Consider the following 18,133-nt stretch of genomic DNA (forward strand, 5'->3'; position numbering starts at 1 on the left):
GGCGGGGAAGGTGCCAACTCCAGTGGTGTTGGAGGGGATGTTTTGAAGGCAAGTTAAAGTTAATTGTATCAAGCGAAATTTGGAGAATTTCTTTAACAAACTTTGTTTGTATTTTGACACAGGTTAACTACATTAAGTATGGCTGTGATTGTTTCTTAATCACTAATTACCAATAAAAAAGTCATTAAAATATGAAAAAGATATTAAGAGTTGTAATTGGCTTATTCACAATGATTATTTATTTGAATAGTCCTAATGTGACCGCTAAGCAGAATGAAGATACTTCAATCATAGATTTACTCATAGCGGAACAAGAAAAGCAAGACGAAGGTAGTGAGTACAAAGATGTCCGCGAGGTAGTCAACGGGGATCTGAACAATGATGGTATCCAAGATACGGTTGTTCTTTACTCCATTGACGGTGGCGGCGGTGGCAATATGAGCGAACAATATTTGGCGGTATTTCTACGTTTAAAAGATGCTCTTAAACCAATAGCAAATATTATGGTTGGTAACACCAGCGGGTTATATCGTATAGCTAATTCAATCACTTTAACGGGTACTTCTATTGAGATTGAAACAAGCGAGTATGTGCAGGATGATGCTAGATGCTGTCCGAGTAAAAAGGGTAAAACTTTTTATGTGCTTGCTGATGGCAAGCTGAAAGAAAGCAGCTTTTCTGATAATTCACAGCCTAACATCTCCTCAGAAATTGAGCTTAGCTCTTTATTTAAAAGTATGGAAAATGGTTGTGAATTTAACGATGATATAAAAAACTTATTTTCTGGGCTTTATAACCAAAAGATTACCTTGAATGATTCATTGAAGAATGCAGTTAGTAACGTTGAATCTAAAAAATTATTGACATCAGCCGATAGTGGTGAAAACTACCTTTACAAATTAAAAACTAAGGCAAAATATTATGGTTTACCACTATCTTCTATTGAACACTCTGTTGGATTTGAGAATGGAATCTATAGCTGGTCTTTGATTATTGATATGCCAAAAGATAAAGTCACTAGTCAATTAAAATTAAATAAAGTCAATTTTAATAAAGTCTATAATGAAATGGATGACTCCATGATCGGAGTGATTATAGAATCAGTAGATAGCAATAAAACTAAATTGTTGTGTGATATATCTAATTAGATAGCTATTTAAGTGTGCCGGTAGGACTTGTGATCCTTTCGTCACTTCTCATGTGCAAATTGGATGTTGAAGGAGAACTTTGTAAATTTGTTTGAGATTAATAAAATGGGGAAAAGAGGATAACATTTTCGTGAAATAACATTTTTATCATAAACCTGCCAAAAAAATTCGGTTGCCCAAATATCTTTGAACCCGACAGTGATTTTATCAGGTCTTATTCAAGTAAATGTTGTTCCTTTTATCCATGTTATTTTAATTTGATAAATCACAATTTAATGAAGTTGTACCTTTATCTATTTTGTTTAATATAACTCCAAAATAATTACCCATTCCATTTTCTTCGCCATAGTAATATTCGATATTTGACACTGGCATATCATAATATACAGCGTCCATATTAACAAAAGCACTTTTATATTGTCGAGAATCATCATTTTTGCTATTTTCAATAATATCTATATTTATGAACGCTTGCCCAAATGAATTATCTACCACTATTTTTTATTGCCAATCCTTTTAAAAATAAACAGAATTCTTCTGTGATATTACATCCATCACGTATGTCATTTAGTAATTTATGTATTTCTACAAAATTAACTTTTTTATCGCTAACCACAGGAGATGGATAATTTTTTTCAGGTTCAATTAATTTTTTTGTTCTATCATAGCCTCGTGCAAAAATGGATATTCTGTACCTTCGTATACCCACTTTATTGGTAATTCTCCTGAATATTTATATTGCTCAACTATAAATTCACCTAGAGCCCTACTGTTTGGCCTATCGACTGGATGATAAGTTTTTGAATTATTTGCAACATTTATAAAGCTACATTCACTAAAACCTATTAAACTATATAGCATAGATTCATCCTTGTTTTTAATATCCATCATTTTTACTTTAATTAATTTACCATAAAGAACAACAATTTGAATAGAAGGCTCAAGTATTCTGCTAATTTTTTCTTCTTTGATATAACCTAAACATTTTTTATTATCGTATTCAATACTTCCTACTGAATATATACTAATATCATTAATTAAATCTGATATAATCTTTTGACGAGATTCTCTTTTAGAGCAAGAATTTATATATGGAAATAAATTGCTATTAACATCATATAGTTTATTCTTTAATGAATCATAACCACCAAATTTCTCTGCAAACTTATCTGCAGGATCACAGTATTTTGCCATTTGTTTTTTAGATTCATTATATGAATAATCAACTACATCACCAGCAATTTTACATAAACTGTCTTGCTCCCATTCTTTTGAAGAAAAAGATGTGTTACGGAAAACTAAAATTTCACCATTATAGTTTTTAACTTTGCAATTAACTGAAGCTTCAACTAATGACATTTCACTTTTTAATAAACTATTTAGTGCAGATATATAATCTTTATCATATATGAATATTGAAAAAATTAATAAAAAAACAATTAATAGCTTTAAATAAGCATATAATTCATATTTGGTTAAAATAGTCACTTTTTACCTTTTTTACCTTACAATAAATAACGATATTTTTAACAAGCCATTAATATCTAGCACACCTGACTCTATCGGCTTTATCATATACCTTATCAATTTGCATTATTTTAATGTTATCTGGCAATTTACCATTAGCAATATTGAATATAAATGCTTTTAAGTTGTTGCAAACACGTCCACCTAAAAAATTTGACGTTAAAATAGTCGCATAATCTAAAGGATAATTAGAAATTGGTTGTGGATCTATTTTTTCGCTTGGGTTAAGAACAGCATCATTATCACCTTCCCATGCACGTTCAGCTAATACTTTATTTGATATAATCAATATTATAAATATTATTTTTATATAAAAAAATGTATTTTTCATTAAATTATTTACCGTGTATATTTATCTGAGGATAGGGCGTTTATTTACTTTATATCGTATAAAATATATGAGTTACTACTTTCACAAAACGTTTTACAAACTCGTCAACGAGTGTCACTAAGTCAAATTTCAGTATCACGCGACCTCACACCTCTTAACCTAGAAAAATACAAAGGATCTTAATAAAAATTTGTCTTTCTTTAAGATCGGAGTGTTTTTCATTAACTTAAATATAGTAGACTTCTACTTTTTATCGTTTTGAATCTCGTAAAACCCGCAAATTGTCCGCTTCCGCTCCCTAATTGCTCCGGCTTTCCACAGTCTTCGTTCTGGAGATAGCCATTCCTGGCTACACGGCGCTGGCATTCATGCCTGCGCCGCCCCAAGTCTTGTCGCTCTCTCGGAGGATCATCAATCCCAAAGGTTGCTATCCTTGCGCGTCCTGCAATCCCGGCTCCGGGCCTTCCTGCCCTCGCCGGCGGCGACCTTTTTACCGGTAATTCCCCGCTTTCCGGAACCTGGTAGATTGAGCCTCAGCCACGCTGGAAAACTCGATAATGTTCTTAGGCTTTATCGCGTCATAGCTCGGACAATCTGACGGCAAATGGTAAACTCTGCTGTTCCTGTTTCCCCGAATCTTGCCGGTAGACGCTCCCGCTTTTTTCACTAGAGATGCCGGGTGACTCGTCGGGATCTTGCTGACAATTCCATCGGCGGTGTTCTTGTGGTTTAACGTCCATCTTCGTTCGCCGGTCACGAACGGATTGCTATGCCCCATTCGGGAAGCAATGCGTTTATCTCGCTCCCGCTCCCAATCGCTGATCGGAAATCGTTTGTCCCAAGCCATCAATAACTGTTGCTGCTGCCGGGATAACCTCATGTCGTAGCGGTCGTGCATGTAGAAATAGATACGCGCGATTTGGCCTTTGACTTCATCGCGTGGCTCTGCCACACGACCCTTGAAATCGACTTTGAAATCGCAAGCGCCGTGTCGCTTTGGTGTTGCCGGCAGTACACCGAATCGGAAGTTCGCGCTGTCGGCGTTGACTTCCCCGACCGAGGGCGTCAGGTTGTGTAAATCGGCCTCCATCGCGTTGAAGACTAGGTCGGTTTTATTGCAGTTCGGCCTGCCGCCTTTTTGCCAACATTGCCGGGCTCGACCGATATTGCTGGCAGGAACGACGTGCTCCCATTCTGTCCGGGTCGCCCTGCTGACCTGGGACCGGGTTTTGTAACCACAAGACTTGAGATCAACACGGCCGCCCGATTGGCCAGCCCATTGCCAGTTACAACCGCAATAGAACGTTCCTGCTTGGGTTTGGTCGTAGTAGACGAACTGCCGGGCTTCAATCTTGGCTTGCTCGAAAGTTTGAGGTGCTGCGAAAACCTGGAGAGCGGCAAAGAAAAGTAGTAGGCCGATCGACCTGGCTGCATTGCTCAATGTGTTTACCTTTGGTTCGAAAAAAAAGGGACATCTTACAGAACAATAAGGGGTTCTGAGTCCAAACCCTCGGAATTTTCGGCGGCTTGGGCTTACACCCCCGATCAGGCGTTTAACATCACGCCGAAAGATTCCCTAATCACTACTGGACAACGATTATGCGAGAAAATACTCAGTCAAATGACTTTTCGCTGGGAGGCTGTAGACAAAGTCACCGTGCGTCCAATCGACTTTGATGAGATTTTAGCCGGTATAAAAATTGACTAACCAATTGATTTAAAATGATTTAAAAAATTACGAGGGTTTGTGCTTAGAACCCCTACTCTTAAAATACATGGCCGTTGACGACCCCTATGTATAGTTGTGATCTATATTGCGCTCTCGGAATGTGCTACCTGTATTGGTGGTAGCGCCCTATACATATTTCAGGGCCTGAATGAACTGCATCAGTGCGGTGTATGAGGTATATTTTTGCATCGGACCATTGAAATATTGGCACTTCCTTTCTTTTCATCGTCAAATTGGTCTCGATGGATTAAAGTGTTGAATTTATTGCTTCAGAACACCGGCGAAACTATGTCGAGCTATTTGGCTTCCAAATTTTCAGTAGACCAATGAAATAGAGCCTCGCAGTCTGTAACCATTGGTTCACTATACATATTTAGGTTCTATACATAGGGGTCGTAAGGGGCAGATCGGCCATTCGGCATAGTGTCAATTCTTAAAACCCGTGAAACTTTAAAGCCTTTTGTTGATTAGCGCCCAGCGTATGCCGGACCTTACATCTCGAAGATGCACTTCAGCACTTCGCGGTCCGAAGGTAAGCGGTTCATGATGGCCAATAAGTTATTAGCCCGACTGGGCTAATATACTGCTTTTCCTGATTATTAGACATTTGCAGGTATTTCTTTCAAATTTTCAATTAGCCAACTGCAGCCTAAAGCTACTACAGATATAACTAATACACGACCAACACCTGCACAATATGTACTAAATAGAACCATCTGTGATTCAGGTGGTTCAGTTGTAGCGGCTTTTCGTAAGTAAATTTCGGCGATTAAGCAGGCTAAGACAACCAAAATGTATATAACTGCGATAACACACGTTACGTAACGAGCAAACTCATTGGATTGAGAAAGTACAGTAAGTAATGTGTGTTCTTTGTAGATAGCGTTAACAAACAAAAGCGTTTGTAAAACGTAAAACGCCACAATAGCATTACCAACCTTAAAGTATTCCATCGCTAAATCTTTAGCCGTATTCATAGAAATAAATTCTCCTGGCCCAGGAGCCAATTGCGTTGCTCTGTAGCCCTTGACTTACTTAGCCTATAGCGCGCCCTAAAAATCGTTTACCCCAAATTGTAACGGAAGAATGCGGGGTTAAGAGGTACGATCAGGGTTTTTTTCGGATTTTCACCCCAAGATTGACAGGCTGTTCAATGGGGGTTATGTTATAATTAACCTATTGATAATTATGCTAATTATAGGTATTTTATGACTCAGATAGCGGCCGCATTATTTGATTGGGATGCCGTCGAAGCACGTTCGGATCTGGCGCGTTTTTTTCTGGTTCGTGACCATCTGCCCGACCGTGATTTGATCGCTGCTTTGGAGGCGAAACGGGGCCTAGGGCGTGATGACTATCCGGTCATTCCTATGTGGAATGCGATAGTCGCGGGTGTGGTTTTTCAACATGAATCGATTGAATTGTTGCAGCGAGAACTGTCCCGTAATCCGGCCTTGTTACAGGCGTGTGGTTTTAATGGTTTACCTCTACAAAAAAAGCCGGTGGCGCAACTGGTGAAGAATCAGCTCACCGGGCGGATGGAGGTGGTTTGGCCTCAACCCGAAGTCCCCCATTATGCGGTACCCAATAGCTGGAATTTCTCGCGCTTTCTCAGCAATCTCATTGCTGTCGAAACGGAACAAGGACTGGTTAGCCGAATGTTAATCGATTTGCGTGAACAGTTAATGGCGGTATTGCCTGATTTTGGTCAACACCTGGGCTACGATGGCAAAGCCATTGATAGCCACAGCACCGGACACGTCAATAGCAAAAGTGGACACTGTTCAGACCCTGATGCCGATTGGGGGCATCACGAAACAGTCGGCGTGAATGCCAAAACCGGCACGCCCTGGAAGAAAGTAAAAAACTGGTTTGGCTATGGTCTGCACCTGATTGCCGACACCCACTACGAAATTCCGGTGGGATTTCACCTGACGCCTGCGTCTCATTCTGAGCAGGTCGAACTGCGGGCTATGCTTGATGAGTTGTTCGAGCAAACGCCCGAACTGGCCGAGCGCTGCGCGGATTTTAGTGCGGATCGGGGCCTGGATTGCGCCGAAACCAAGGCTAAGCTATGGGATGAGCATCACATCCGTCCACTGATCGACACTCGCGAATTGTGGCGATCAGAAAAACAGGAACCCCATTATGAGCCTGGTCAACCGATTACGCGTCCTCTCTACCCTGATCGGGCTGACACGATTGTGTATACCGAGAAAGGAACGGTTCATTGTGTTTGCTTAGTCACCGGTACCCAACGCGATTTAGCCTTTCAAGGTTTCGAAGCCGATCGGGATACCCTGAAATATCGCTGCCCTGCGGCAGCTTATGGCCTGGACTGCCAAGGTAAAGCCCAATGCCACGCCGCCGGGCAAGTGAATCCGGGCGACTATGGGCGCATTGTCCGCATCGACATCACGGAGCAAAATCGTCGTATCTTCGTCCCGACGCCTCATGGCAGTCCCTCTTGGCAACGAGGGTATGCTCGCCGCAGCGCCTTGGAACGGATCAACAACCGGATCGACAATAACTTCTGTTTTGAACAGCACTTTATCCGGGGTCAAGCCAAAATGAAAACCCGGATGGGACTGGCACTGGCGGTTATGATGGCTATGGCGCTAGGCCATGTGAAAGCAGGGCGCATTGAGCAAATGCGCTCACTGGTTCAGCCGATTCCGATTCGAAATACGGGTTAAAATTTGACTGAGGCGATTTCCAACAACCGCCGATAATATCGGCAAGCAGGCGTATTGCCTAAAAATAGGCTCTTATGGTTTTTTCGATATCTAGCACTGAAAATCGTCGAAAGCGGCGTGAGTGAGTCGTCCAAAAATTTATTTTGAGGCGAAATATCCGCTCCTTTTTCGCCAGTGGATCTGGAAAGCGTTACAGCGCAAATGGCTCCCAGAGACCAAAGTTGTAATCAACCTTGTAATTGTGATTCAATATTTTGAATATAGCGTTCCATTTTATGGTTTTCGATATTGGATGGTATTAAATCGAGTTGTTGTTTCAAGTTTCCCTTTATTGTCTCCAAAAACTCTTGCCACAAACTGACATCATCAAAAAGAGTTCCGTTAGAATCGAAAAACCGTAGCGAGCCAACATGGCTATAACCCATTGGAACGCGCGTTGGTATCCTGGTGACAATATCGCTATTGTTTACAATCCTGAAAAATATCTGCTTAAGTTCCGCGTTAAAAACTCTGGCAAATTCACGATCACCAACTCGCGGCTGGCCAAAGGTGTAAATACCTCTGACTGGTTTATCTAATTCTAATGAAAAACGCGCAGCAGCCAACGTAGCAAGGGCACCACCTAGACTATGCCCAGAAATCCAAAGTGGTTGGGCATTATTTTGAACATCTGCAATGACTTGCAATATATCGTCCCATACAAGACAAAGTGCGCGTAAAAAGCCGCTATGAACCTTTCCGGTACCTGCGCGAACTGAAGCTAAGAGCAAGTCGGAATTTAGCATCCAATCTTGAATATTTGTTGTACCGCGAAAAGATAAAACTATAGCTGTATCATTATAAGCAATGAACGCTTGTGTATCTCGCCTCTCAATGAATGTTGTGCTAAAGCCATGTTGCTTTAATTTGTCTTCAATGGTTTTTTCCGATTCATAAGCCAAGTTAGAACAAAAGGCTAAAGCATGCGCATTGTTCAAGGAAAACTGAGTACTTCTAGGATCAAATGAAATTGACATAACTACCCCTCTCTTAAGAGTTGCTAAGACTAACTTTCATGCTTAAGTGGATCCCATTGTCCAGACAAAGATAACTCCATAAAAAAGGGATCTTAATTCAATTTACGCCAAACATGTGATAGTCAAACTGACACTGCCTCGGTTATTTCCATATAAGCTCCAGACATCATTGGGGAAACAATACAAATAACCTGGCTTGGTGACTGTAAATGGCTCATTTTGATCTTGGTATTTTGTTAAATCTAAATGTTGATGTTTTACCGGGCTACCGTCATTTTTAACGACTTCTTTTGAATCAACACCGTTGTCATTCGCAATTGCACCCACCATCGCAAACCAGTTAATGGACTCTACCCTTTTCGTGCCCCAAATATCCATAAGTTCGTTTCTGGTTAATTTCTCAGCAAGTGATTCAAATTTACCTAAAAAAGTACCTATGCCACGAAAAACATCACCTACCGTGAATTTATCATCCTCAGTACCCATCCAGCTACAACTGTCATTTGCATCCAACCATTCACCTTGCGCAGAAAAAATAAACTTTTGATCTTTCTGTAAATACAGCCCTGTATAATTCCAATGTTTACTGGCAAATATTTCGACAGTAATTGCTTCGCCTTCTTTAAGCATTTTAGTTTGCCAATAAGGTGAATATGCAATGGGTGAGGCGGCCTGGCGTGATAGCGCACTACTATGGAATAAATTTTCATTGTCTGTCACCATCGCCGGTATATTTCTAGGCCTGGATCTCAACTTGGAAAACATGCCTTTATAGGAATTATGTAACACCCCTAAAGAATTCTCTTTTATTGTGTCTTTAATGCCCTCACGAAATTTAAGCCCGGTAACTCGCTCGCATTCTTCTATCATCCAGAGTAACGCACCATTTGCAAGTGAACACTCTGAATAGCCACCACCGACATCCGAATGCACCCCCGGAAACCAACACTCCAAAATATTGGGGTGGTTTTTAACATTTGACCACCGCGTCACACTGAAACTAGAACGCTTTTCATCAATAGCCATCGCATGACGAGCAAATTTGACATGATTGCCCAGCGCAGTATCGTGAAACCGCCACTTATCTTCATCATCAAAAAAATTAAATACTTCAAGATCATCTGGCACCCCTAATGAACCTACCGTATCCCACACACCGATAAAATGGATAGGGGTGGATCGGTTCTCCGTTACATCGTTTTGATGAAAGAAAGACCAGTCATAATCGGCCCAATCTATTAGCCTTACCCTTTCACTGCGGTAGCCTTGATAGTAAGCCCTATGAACGCGCTCCCATGCCTCACTATCAGATAAATTACGCAAATTTAGCAAACCTCTGCCAACAAAGGCCCCCAAACTGCGGGCTGTAAATGCGCCGCGGCTAAAGCCAAAAAGGTAAATTTCATCACCTTCCTCATAGTTTTTGCCTAACCAATGATAGGCATTGCATATATGCCGACTAATGCCAGCACCGACTGCTCCACCGGTTATAACGTTGATTGATCCACCTTCACCGCCAACGCCTGGATGGTAGTATTTCAATTGTTTACTGTCATTTTCAAAATCATTATCGGCAATGGCATTGAAGATTTTAAATACATTGGTTGGAGATGGCATGCCGTTATCTTCCTGATCTGGATTATTCCAAGTACCATCACAACAGACTACTAAACGCTTCATAAACACCCCTTATTCTTATTATTTGTTATAAGACGTTCTGAATTAATTTTACCCCAAACGGGGTCATGTGGAAGAGCCCTCAAAAATGTTCGTTCTATGCTATGTTGTTGTTTAAAATGTCTATAAGCACTGTGCGTACTGAAATTAGATGAAAATGCCGGATATGTACAAGAAAATCCGATTATCAAATCAAAAAACTACAAATAGGCTTAACCATTCGACTTTAGACATATATTTGTTTTTGAAAAAACAAAAGTATATTTTTCATATCAAAAAAATAATATTTGTACCAACTCCCTTGTCATCATATTTGCTATTTACTTTACCTAACGTAGAGATATTACTATCAAATAGGTGATCACGATGCGCGTAACCAGTAAAGGCCAAGTAACCATCCCCCAGAATGTCAGGGAAAGCATGGGCATCCTACCCGCTGAAACCGATATCGAGTTCCTTCAAGATGAAAACGGACGTTGGTATATCAACAAAGCAAAAACCTCTACAAAGAAAATCAGCCGGTTCCGGACCGCTCATAGTGCGGGCAAGCTGACCATGAGCACCGATGAGATCATGGTCTTAACGCGTCGCGGATCATGGCCGTCTCCTGATCGACAACTGCATCGTCACCGACCTGACCGACCCTGAAAGCGCTTGGTTTGAATGGAGCGCTTCGACCCTGGAACGGCTGGACCAGAACAATACGATGGTCATCAACCCGATTATCTATGCCGAGTGTTCGGTGGGCTTTGAGCGCATTGAAGAAGTGGAAGCCTTATTCGTATCGCTGGGCTTTGCCATGAATCGATTCCGAAAGAAGCCCTGTTCCTGTTCGGGAAAGCCTTTTTGCAATACAAGAGACGCAAGGGCGAGAAAGGCAACGTGCTTCCGGATTTTTTTCGGCGCTCGTGCCGCGGAGTCCGGCTAACCCTTGGTTTCTCGTGACAAGGGGCGATTCAGCAGCTATTTCCCCAGCGTTGAACTGATCTTCCCCGAATCGACTAACGGACTGAATTGACGTGAATATCAAGGAAGCCGAGTTATTGTTTCAGGCGGATGTTTTAGAAACGCCCGTCATCCAAAAACACGCTTCTGGAGATGGCTGGACCGTTACGCTGTCAGGAAAGCATAAGCTGAACTCGATGCTGGAAACCGCGCACGGCCAGGTGCGAGTATTCAAGCGCCTGGACGCGACCTTGGGGATGTTGTTTGAGGTGGGGTTTGGTGAGATAACGATTGTTCGATAACTAAAACAACCATAACTTCATGCCTGGTCGGCTTCGGCCCGTAAATCATTTATCGCATTCTGCAGCCAGCGATTCGGAACGATCCAGTTCTTATAATCTTGCCGCCATCTGCCGTAATAACGTTAAGCAATAGCCTTCACTATGGCATTCACTTCCGGATTGTAAGCTATGACTTTGACCGCCAAATCACCAAACGGTAGCGTTTTGAGGGATACCCACATGCTGTCAAACGGCTTTGAATGTGGCAACCGGACAAATCAAGGCACAGACCACGGCGACAAAAACGCGCGAGGACTTTCAAGGCTTTATGGATCTGGTCATGGCGGACGTGCCCGAAGACAAAGAAGTGCATGTCATACTGGACAATTATTGCACGCATAAGAAAAACGACGCGTGGTTAGAAAAATATCAGGATCGGGTGAAGTTTCAATTTACGCCGACTTCAGCCAGTTGGTTAAATCAGATTGAAATAGGATTTGGAATTTTATCCCGCAAAACACTCAAAGGAGCCTGTTTTAAAAGTGCTGAGGAGCTAAAGAGTGCGATTTATGCCTTTATCGTAAGGCATAATCAGAAGGCTCAACCTTTTAGATGGCACCAGAGAATTACAGAGTAGTCAGATAAAAAATACAATAGCTAATTTACGCAATTAAACACTAGAATGATTGCCTGGGAATGCTGACTTTATTCTTTAGTAGGTTCATAAAATGTGATTAACGTCAAAGAAATAACACATTCACCAATTACACTTAACGCTGTAGATATAGTTTTCTATATTGTTGGTTAAATTAGGGGGTTGAATGACGAGTGAAGTGAAAAGTGATAATAACACGGAAAAAGACTCTGGCATTTTATGGAGAGAAATAATTTTTTTAGGGTTTATAATTTATATCACTTACCCTTACTGGGCGAAAAGCGTTCCGGATATGGAAGTACCTCAAGAATTAAATAACCTTATTAATTTAGAATGTGAAAGAGATCAAGTAGCTATTTCCTGTGTAATGACGAATAAAAGGGACTACGGGGTAATACAAACCGGTGCTTTTTCATCATTATATTACGATAAAGATGGGGTAAGGTTAGGTGCAAATAATTTTCCTAGCCAAAATATTCTCCCTGGCGAATCTATTAAAGATAATTTAATTGTCTATTCAGATTTAAGCGACATTGAGAAAATAAAAATTGGTTATAGATAATAGTTGCCTAAAGGGCCTCTGTGGAAGAACCCCCAAAAGTCTACGTTCTGAGCTAATCCCCATTGACATTTTCAAAAGGCTACTACATTGGCTGTTGGGACTACTTCTTATTCGTGCGTTCAATTTGTAGAATAGCGTCAAGCAATGCTAATGAATTGCCTGCATCGGATGCGTAGACTGTGCGCGTCCTTGGGTCATAAGACACCATGACGAACGGGTCTGAGGTGCGCTCCGTATTCCGGGGCGCTTGACGCCTGGAACGGTAGGCTCTGCATACCTCCCTCTTTTCGGCAAGCTGCTGATTTATTTTCTTCCAGTCAAAGTAAAGCGGACCCCATTGTCCAGACAAGTTATTACTGAGTTTAAGATAGATCCCTGTTCCAACTCTAGCTGAATGGCGCTGTCCGATTGCGACTTGAAGGGCGAATACCCGATGGTTAAAACCGCCCTGCTCGACTGGCATCGATGCAGAATTGCTTGCGGAATGTTTGGAGCGGCTGAAAGAATCCTCGACAAACCGGAGTTTAACCTCTAACCATCAGTGCCTGGCAGGGTTATTGAGAATACCTAAAGCTATTTAAACCACCATCAAATGTAACTTCCGTTATTGGTTCTAATATAGCCATAATTTTCTTATAGTTAACATAGCTCATAAGACCAAATTTCGAAACAAGTTCTCCTTTATCGTTCTTTTCTAAAATCTCCCATCTTTCTTCTGTCATTTTACCGCCACCACTTTTATCACAATAATACAAAACATAATACATATTATTATCTGAATCTTTAATATAACCAACTGATGAAATCCAATATTTAAAGGTGCCATTCTCATCATATTCAATATCATTTGATTGATATTTTAATGATCCCAATTCAGGGAAAACAAGCGTCTGCTTTACGCATTCAAACCATGGAAGATGATATCCTGGTTCTGGATCATCAATACAGTCATATTCAAGAATGGCTGTAACCTTATTATCTTTATCTTTATCTTTATATTCTGTTTTTTTTTCAATTGCATAAGCATTAAATGAAAGAAAAAAACAAAATATTATTACTATATTTTTCATATATTATTAATTACCCTAAATTTTTATTAAAATTAGTTTTATTTAGATCAATAAAACTTTAAAACACCCTATCTAAATCAATAAAAGGTAATATAAAAATAGCTAAAAACTATAGGATTACAATGTACTTCCCTGTAATGAATAAATCAGCCCTCCTACCGCAACTTCCTCTTAACCTCAGCCAAATCCAGTTTCCTCTGCAGCGCCTGTTCGAACGTCTCCCCTGGCTTGGCATCCTTGGCCACCGAATTACCGGTCAAACGCGCAACCACTGCTGCCTTCGTCTCCCCAGGCCTCGCCTCGCGTTCGATATCCGCGTCGGTCAATTGCTGCCTTAGCTTCGGCTGATCCTTGAAATCAAACTGAAATTGAGTGATTGTACGTCCGGATTAACGCTGGCCATATTTAACCCAAAGGTTTGAATGTTCGTTAATCTCGGCCACTCCCCGACCGAACTCCAATGAACTAACAATTCATATAGGGTGCTAATCAACAAAAGGCTCTAAAGTTTCATAGAAATTTGCTGAAAACCTTATCCAACAAGACTTTCAGCTTGTTTTCAACTTTTCAAAAATAGCCCGTTCTGACGGTGTAATTTTTTGGAGATTTAAACTGGCTGACTTTTTCGTACCAAAAATAAAGAATTCATCAAATATAGACCGACTTAGAGATTCATAGAGTAATGAAAACTCAGGCTATATGCCAAATGGTTTCATTCGTTTGTCCACGTGCCCCACATTAGCGGTCGCTTATAAATCCTATGAAACTTTAGAGCCTTTTGTTGATTAGCACCCTATAATCCAACCCAACCAAGCCAAGAGCTATCCGAAAGTCAAATTCCAACCTCTTTTAGCAAATAGCCTTTCTTTGAATCGCTTCATACACTAGAGGATTGCCTATTGCGGTTGTCCATGATTTCCATCAGATCATAGGTTTTGCCGCTATCTCAAAGCCTAGTCAACAACTGGTTCTGGTCTTTGTTCAGCCAGTTGCATAGCAGTAATGACGCCATTTGAATCTGGGTCAAGTCCCGGGAGGCCGGTTCGAATTAAGCCCTCCATGCAGCAACAGCATCGAGCGCTTCTGCTGCTACCCAGTCTGCATAATTGGCGCAAAACAGCGAGTAGCTGTGAAAGTCGTCGGTATTGGCAAAAAATGCGCAAAAAAAAATCGAAAGGGGCCGAAAAACCGCGTCTTTCACCTCGATGCAAAACAAATCACTGCTATATGATTAATCTTGTGTTTTAGTGAAAAAAACAGGAGATCATTTGTGGGTGCCTTTGTATATGAAAAACAGCTTAAACGCCACACGCTAAGAGAGCTGATTCCCGTCGAATCGTATGACGATGAATCAAATTTGTTCACAATGGCCGACGGTTACATCGGCTTTGGTTTCGTGGCGAAACCCATTCCAGGATCTGATGAGTCAACCACTCAGCGATTAAACGTACTGTTTTCGTTTGACTACCCGAAAGAAAGCTTTATTCAAGTCATGCTTCTGGGATCTCAAGACATAAGACCCACGCTAGACAAGATCAAAGCCATGCGAACGATTAAGGATGAGGCGTTGAAAGAGTCGATGAACAATCGACTGAAAATGCTAGAGTCAGGCTCTAGACAAGCGCTTAGCCTTCATGCGCCATCTTTAGTGCGCGAATACAAGGTGATTTTCACGATCAAAATTCCGCTTGAAAAAAAGAATCACCTCCCGACTCAGCATGAGATTGCATCCGCTCGTGATTTGAGATTGTCCTTCGAACAAACACTGAAATCGGCAGGCTTTGTGCCTAACACTATCGACGCCGAGCTTTATCTCCGTCTGATGGGTCAACTATTGCACTGGGGTCATGAAGCTAACTGGAGAAACCCTGCGCCATATTACGATCAAACGTCGCCGGTCAACGAACAGTTAAGCGAATACGATGACATGATGCAAACGGATTCCAATGGAATTTGGTTGGGCGATAAACGATTGAGAATTTTGTCGCCTGGCCGACTTCCGGGACAAATGAGCTTGCAAAACATGCGGCGAATGATTGGTGATCCTTTAACAGGGAATCGTGGCATTCACGGCAATTTTTTCATCAATCTAAATATTTTCATCCCGGATAACGCAGCAGAAAAAGCAACAGCCGATAAGGAGCGCAATGCCGTCAACTACCAGGCTTTCGGACCGATGCTGAAATTCAATCCCAAGTTAATTTTCAAGAAAGAAAGCTCAGACTTGCTGTTCAACTCGATCAATGATGGCGATCGAATAGTAAAAGTTAATCTCTGTGTAGGGCTTTTTACGGATTCTTTGGCAAATAGCGAAACGCGTCTCACTGAAGCTCAAACGTATTTCAGCGAAATCGGCTGGGGAATGAAAGAAGATAAGTTCATCACGCTACCCATGCTGGTCAACTCGATGCCGTTTTGCGCTGATTTAAAAGCCGTGCAATTTCTCCAGCGTTATAAGCGATGCGGGTCAAAGCATGCAGTTGAATTTTTGCCCATCATCTCCGATTGGAGCGGAACCGGAACGCCTCAGTTAACGTTCATTTCAAGAGGCGGACAGGTCATGAATATGGATCTTTTTGATTCGAATACAAATTACAACACCTGCGTCGTTGCCGCTTCCGGTTCCGGAAAATCCTTTTTAACTAACGACATCATTACGTCCTATATCAGCTCGGGGGCTAAGTGCTGGGTAATCGATATTGGTCGATCCTATGAAAAGCTGACCGGGGCTATCGGTGGCGATTTTGTTGAATTCGGTGAGGACAGCGAAATCTGTTTGAACCCGTTTCAAATTATCAAAAATTATAACGAAGAGGCCGACATGCTGGTTGGCATTATCGTATCCATGGCCGCCATGGAAGACAAGTTGTCGGACTTGCAGATTGCACGACTTCGGACAATTCTCAAAGAATTATGGGATGAGCATGAAGGCAGCATGACCGTGGATCTAGTTGCCGACCTGCTGTTGCAAGATGACGACCGGCGGGTTGTTGACATGGGGCATCAATTATTTGCCTTCACCACCTCTGGCGAATACGGCCGATTTTTCAACGGTGACAACAACGTCAATTTCGATAACACCCTGACTTGTCTCGAGTTGGAGGAACTGAAAGGTAGAAGCCACTTGCAACAAGTAGTCTTATTGATCCTGATTTATCAGATTCAGCAAGCCATGTATCTTGGAAATCGTGATCAACGAAAAATCCTAATCATTGACGAGGCATGGGATCTCCTCGCCAAAGGCAACATAGCGAAATTTATCGAAACAGGTTATCGCCGTTTTCGGAAGTACAACGGTGCCGCTATCACTATTACCCAGTCTTTGAATGATTTGTACAACTCGCCGTCAGGTGTCGCGATCGCGGAAAACTCAGCCAACCTTTATCTGTTATTCCAAAAACCTGAAACCATTGAGTCGATCAAACGGCAAAACCGGTTGATGATCGGTGAAGGTGGTTACACGTTCCTAAAATCGGTGCATACAGTCACTGGGCAATATTCAGAAATTTTTTTCGTTACCAGTTATGGGGTCGGTATCGGACGACTCATTGTGGATAAATACACCAAGCTTTTGTACTCAACTCATCCTGATGATATCAAGAAAATCACAGAAAGAACAAGCCGTGGCATGACGACGGCGGAGGCGATCGAAGATATTTTAACGTCGGAAGGAAACTAAATCAGTAGTTCATTTCAAAGCAAAGAGGACACATTATGGCCGAAAACACCCAAACTCCACCCAAAAGAGAATCATCTTTTCAATATAGAAGGCAATTCATTGAAAACTGTCGAAACAGCAAAATCATTGAAAAAGCGACTTTTACCGATGCCGTCATGCGGGTTTACCGGCTTAGATTTCGTGAAATTTCCCGGTCGGCCTATCTGACGCGGTTCTACTGCAGCATTGGTAGAGGCCAAAGTTTTGATGTTGAGCAAAAAGTGACGAGGGAAATGATTGCCATCATCAATGGTGTGAAGGAGAACATCGATAAAAAAATCGTTGTGGCTGATCAGATTATCAACAATAGCAGTATCAGGATCGGACAAGCACAGTACGAGTCAGTCAATGTCACGATCATTGACCCGATTGCAATGTTATTTTTAAACGCGCTCAACTCAGCTCGCGATCTAGAAGAAAAGCTGAGAGTGTTGTGGCTGGCTTGCAAGTTAACCGATATTGAAAAACGTCAAGCACTGACGGAAATCGAAAAAGAATTTAACGATGCGCATCAGCGCTGCCAGGCATTGATGATCGGCGTCAGAAACCGTTTTAACGAACAAAGACGCGCACGTGAAGAGGAAGCCAGAACAGCTGGTGGTCAAGATCAACATTTCGAGGAATTGGCTGTTTCCGAAACCGAAATTATCAGTGCGGTTGAGCAAGATGAGTCGAGTAATCGCGAAGACGCCCAAAAAAAATCAAGCAAAAAAATTTCTGTTGAAGCACAGGCAGAAATTAACGCTGAAATCGAATCAGAAAGCGCGTGAGAGTTCGA

At 41.7% G+C, this 18,133-nt stretch carries 15 protein-coding genes and 1 pseudogene; 8 read left to right on the forward strand and 8 right to left on the reverse strand.

Going from position 1 to position 18,133, the window contains the following annotated elements; translation table 11 throughout:
• Positions 1–191 precede the first annotated feature (191 nt).
• Positions 192–1,148, forward strand: a complete 957-nt coding sequence (locus tag GO003_RS24010) for a hypothetical protein (RefSeq protein ID WP_159658622.1) — start codon at positions 192–194, stop codon at positions 1,146–1,148.
• A gap of 252 nt (positions 1,149–1,400) precedes the next feature.
• Here the strand turns inward: GO003_RS24010 and GO003_RS24015 are convergent, their stop codons facing one another.
• The 5 genes from GO003_RS24015 to GO003_RS24035 all read right to left on the reverse strand — a co-directional run bounded on the left by GO003_RS24015 (position 1,401) and on the right by GO003_RS24035 (position 5,712).
• Entirely contained in the window at positions 1,401–1,643 is a 243-nt protein-coding gene (locus GO003_RS24015) for a hypothetical protein (RefSeq protein WP_159658623.1), read from the reverse strand.
• Positions 1,644–1,793: 150 nt separating this feature from the next.
• Positions 1,794–2,636, reverse strand: a complete 843-nt coding sequence (locus GO003_RS24020) for a hypothetical protein (RefSeq protein WP_159658624.1) — start codon at positions 2,634–2,636, stop codon at positions 1,794–1,796.
• A 49-nt stretch (positions 2,637–2,685) separates the two neighbouring features.
• Positions 2,686–3,006, reverse strand: coding sequence for a hypothetical protein (locus tag GO003_RS24025; protein ID WP_159658625.1), 321 nt, complete (start codon positions 3,004–3,006; stop codon positions 2,686–2,688).
• Positions 3,007–3,496: 490 nt separating this feature from the next.
• Entirely contained in the window at positions 3,497–4,447 is a 951-nt protein-coding gene (locus GO003_RS24030; RefSeq protein ID WP_159658626.1) for an endonuclease, read from the reverse strand.
• Positions 4,448–5,334: 887 nt separating this feature from the next.
• Positions 5,335–5,712, reverse strand: coding sequence for a hypothetical protein (locus GO003_RS24035; RefSeq protein WP_159658627.1), 378 nt, complete (start codon positions 5,710–5,712; stop codon positions 5,335–5,337).
• Positions 5,713–5,943: 231 nt separating this feature from the next.
• Here GO003_RS24035 and GO003_RS24040 point away from each other — a divergent pair, with 231 nt between their 5' ends.
• Positions 5,944–7,431: a transposase gene (locus tag GO003_RS24040; RefSeq protein ID WP_159658628.1), complete on the forward strand. Its 1,488-nt coding sequence runs from the start codon at positions 5,944–5,946 to the stop codon at positions 7,429–7,431.
• Positions 7,432–7,658: 227 nt separating this feature from the next.
• On the opposite strand, the gene GO003_RS24045 is transcribed toward GO003_RS24040, so the two are convergent.
• Together GO003_RS24045 and GO003_RS24050 are read right to left on the reverse strand one after the other, a co-directional pair.
• Positions 7,659–8,447: a lipase family protein gene (locus GO003_RS24045; RefSeq protein ID WP_159658629.1), complete on the reverse strand. Its 789-nt coding sequence runs from the start codon at positions 8,445–8,447 to the stop codon at positions 7,659–7,661.
• Between the two features lie 102 nt (positions 8,448–8,549).
• Positions 8,550–10,127: a DUF2235 domain-containing protein gene (locus GO003_RS24050; protein WP_159658630.1), complete on the reverse strand. Its 1,578-nt coding sequence runs from the start codon at positions 10,125–10,127 to the stop codon at positions 8,550–8,552.
• 363 nt (positions 10,128–10,490) lie between these two features.
• Here GO003_RS24050 and GO003_RS24055 point away from each other — a divergent pair, with 363 nt between their 5' ends.
• The 4 genes and pseudogenes from GO003_RS24055 to GO003_RS24070 all read left to right on the forward strand — a co-directional run bounded on the left by GO003_RS24055 (position 10,491) and on the right by GO003_RS24070 (position 12,567).
• The gene (locus tag GO003_RS24055) at positions 10,491–10,772 is read left to right on the forward strand and encodes an AbrB/MazE/SpoVT family DNA-binding domain-containing protein (RefSeq protein WP_159658631.1); all 282 of its coding nucleotides are present in this window, start codon (positions 10,491–10,493) and stop codon (positions 10,770–10,772) included.
• Between the two features lie 371 nt (positions 10,773–11,143).
• Positions 11,144–11,371, forward strand: coding sequence for a hypothetical protein (locus GO003_RS24060; RefSeq protein WP_159658632.1), 228 nt, complete (start codon positions 11,144–11,146; stop codon positions 11,369–11,371).
• Positions 11,372–11,603: 232 nt separating this feature from the next.
• Positions 11,604–12,024: pseudogene (locus GO003_RS24065) on the forward strand (transposase); the annotation flags it as partial.
• A gap of 147 nt (positions 12,025–12,171) precedes the next feature.
• Positions 12,172–12,567, forward strand: a complete 396-nt coding sequence (locus GO003_RS24070) for a hypothetical protein (RefSeq protein ID WP_159658633.1) — start codon at positions 12,172–12,174, stop codon at positions 12,565–12,567.
• A gap of 554 nt (positions 12,568–13,121) precedes the next feature.
• Here the strand turns inward: GO003_RS24070 and GO003_RS24075 are convergent.
• Positions 13,122–13,637 carry a hypothetical protein gene (locus GO003_RS24075; protein WP_159658634.1) on the reverse strand — a complete coding sequence of 172 codons (516 nt, stop codon included), beginning with the start codon at positions 13,635–13,637 and terminating at the stop codon, positions 13,122–13,124.
• Between the two features lie 1,270 nt (positions 13,638–14,907).
• Between GO003_RS24075 and traC the strand changes: the two genes are divergently transcribed.
• Together traC and GO003_RS24085 are read left to right on the forward strand one after the other, a co-directional pair.
• Complete coding sequence (gene traC / locus GO003_RS24080) at positions 14,908–17,316, forward strand: type IV secretion system protein TraC (RefSeq protein ID WP_159658635.1); 2,409 nt, start codon at positions 14,908–14,910, stop codon at positions 17,314–17,316.
• Between the two features lie 35 nt (positions 17,317–17,351).
• Positions 17,352–18,125: a hypothetical protein gene (locus GO003_RS24085; RefSeq protein ID WP_159658636.1), complete on the forward strand. Its 774-nt coding sequence runs from the start codon at positions 17,352–17,354 to the stop codon at positions 18,123–18,125.
• Positions 18,126–18,133 lie beyond the last annotated feature (8 nt).

Origin of the sequence: Methylicorpusculum oleiharenae, assembly GCF_009828925.2 — a bacterium.
Lineage (GTDB): Bacteria > Pseudomonadota > Gammaproteobacteria > Methylococcales > Methylomonadaceae > Methylicorpusculum > Methylicorpusculum oleiharenae.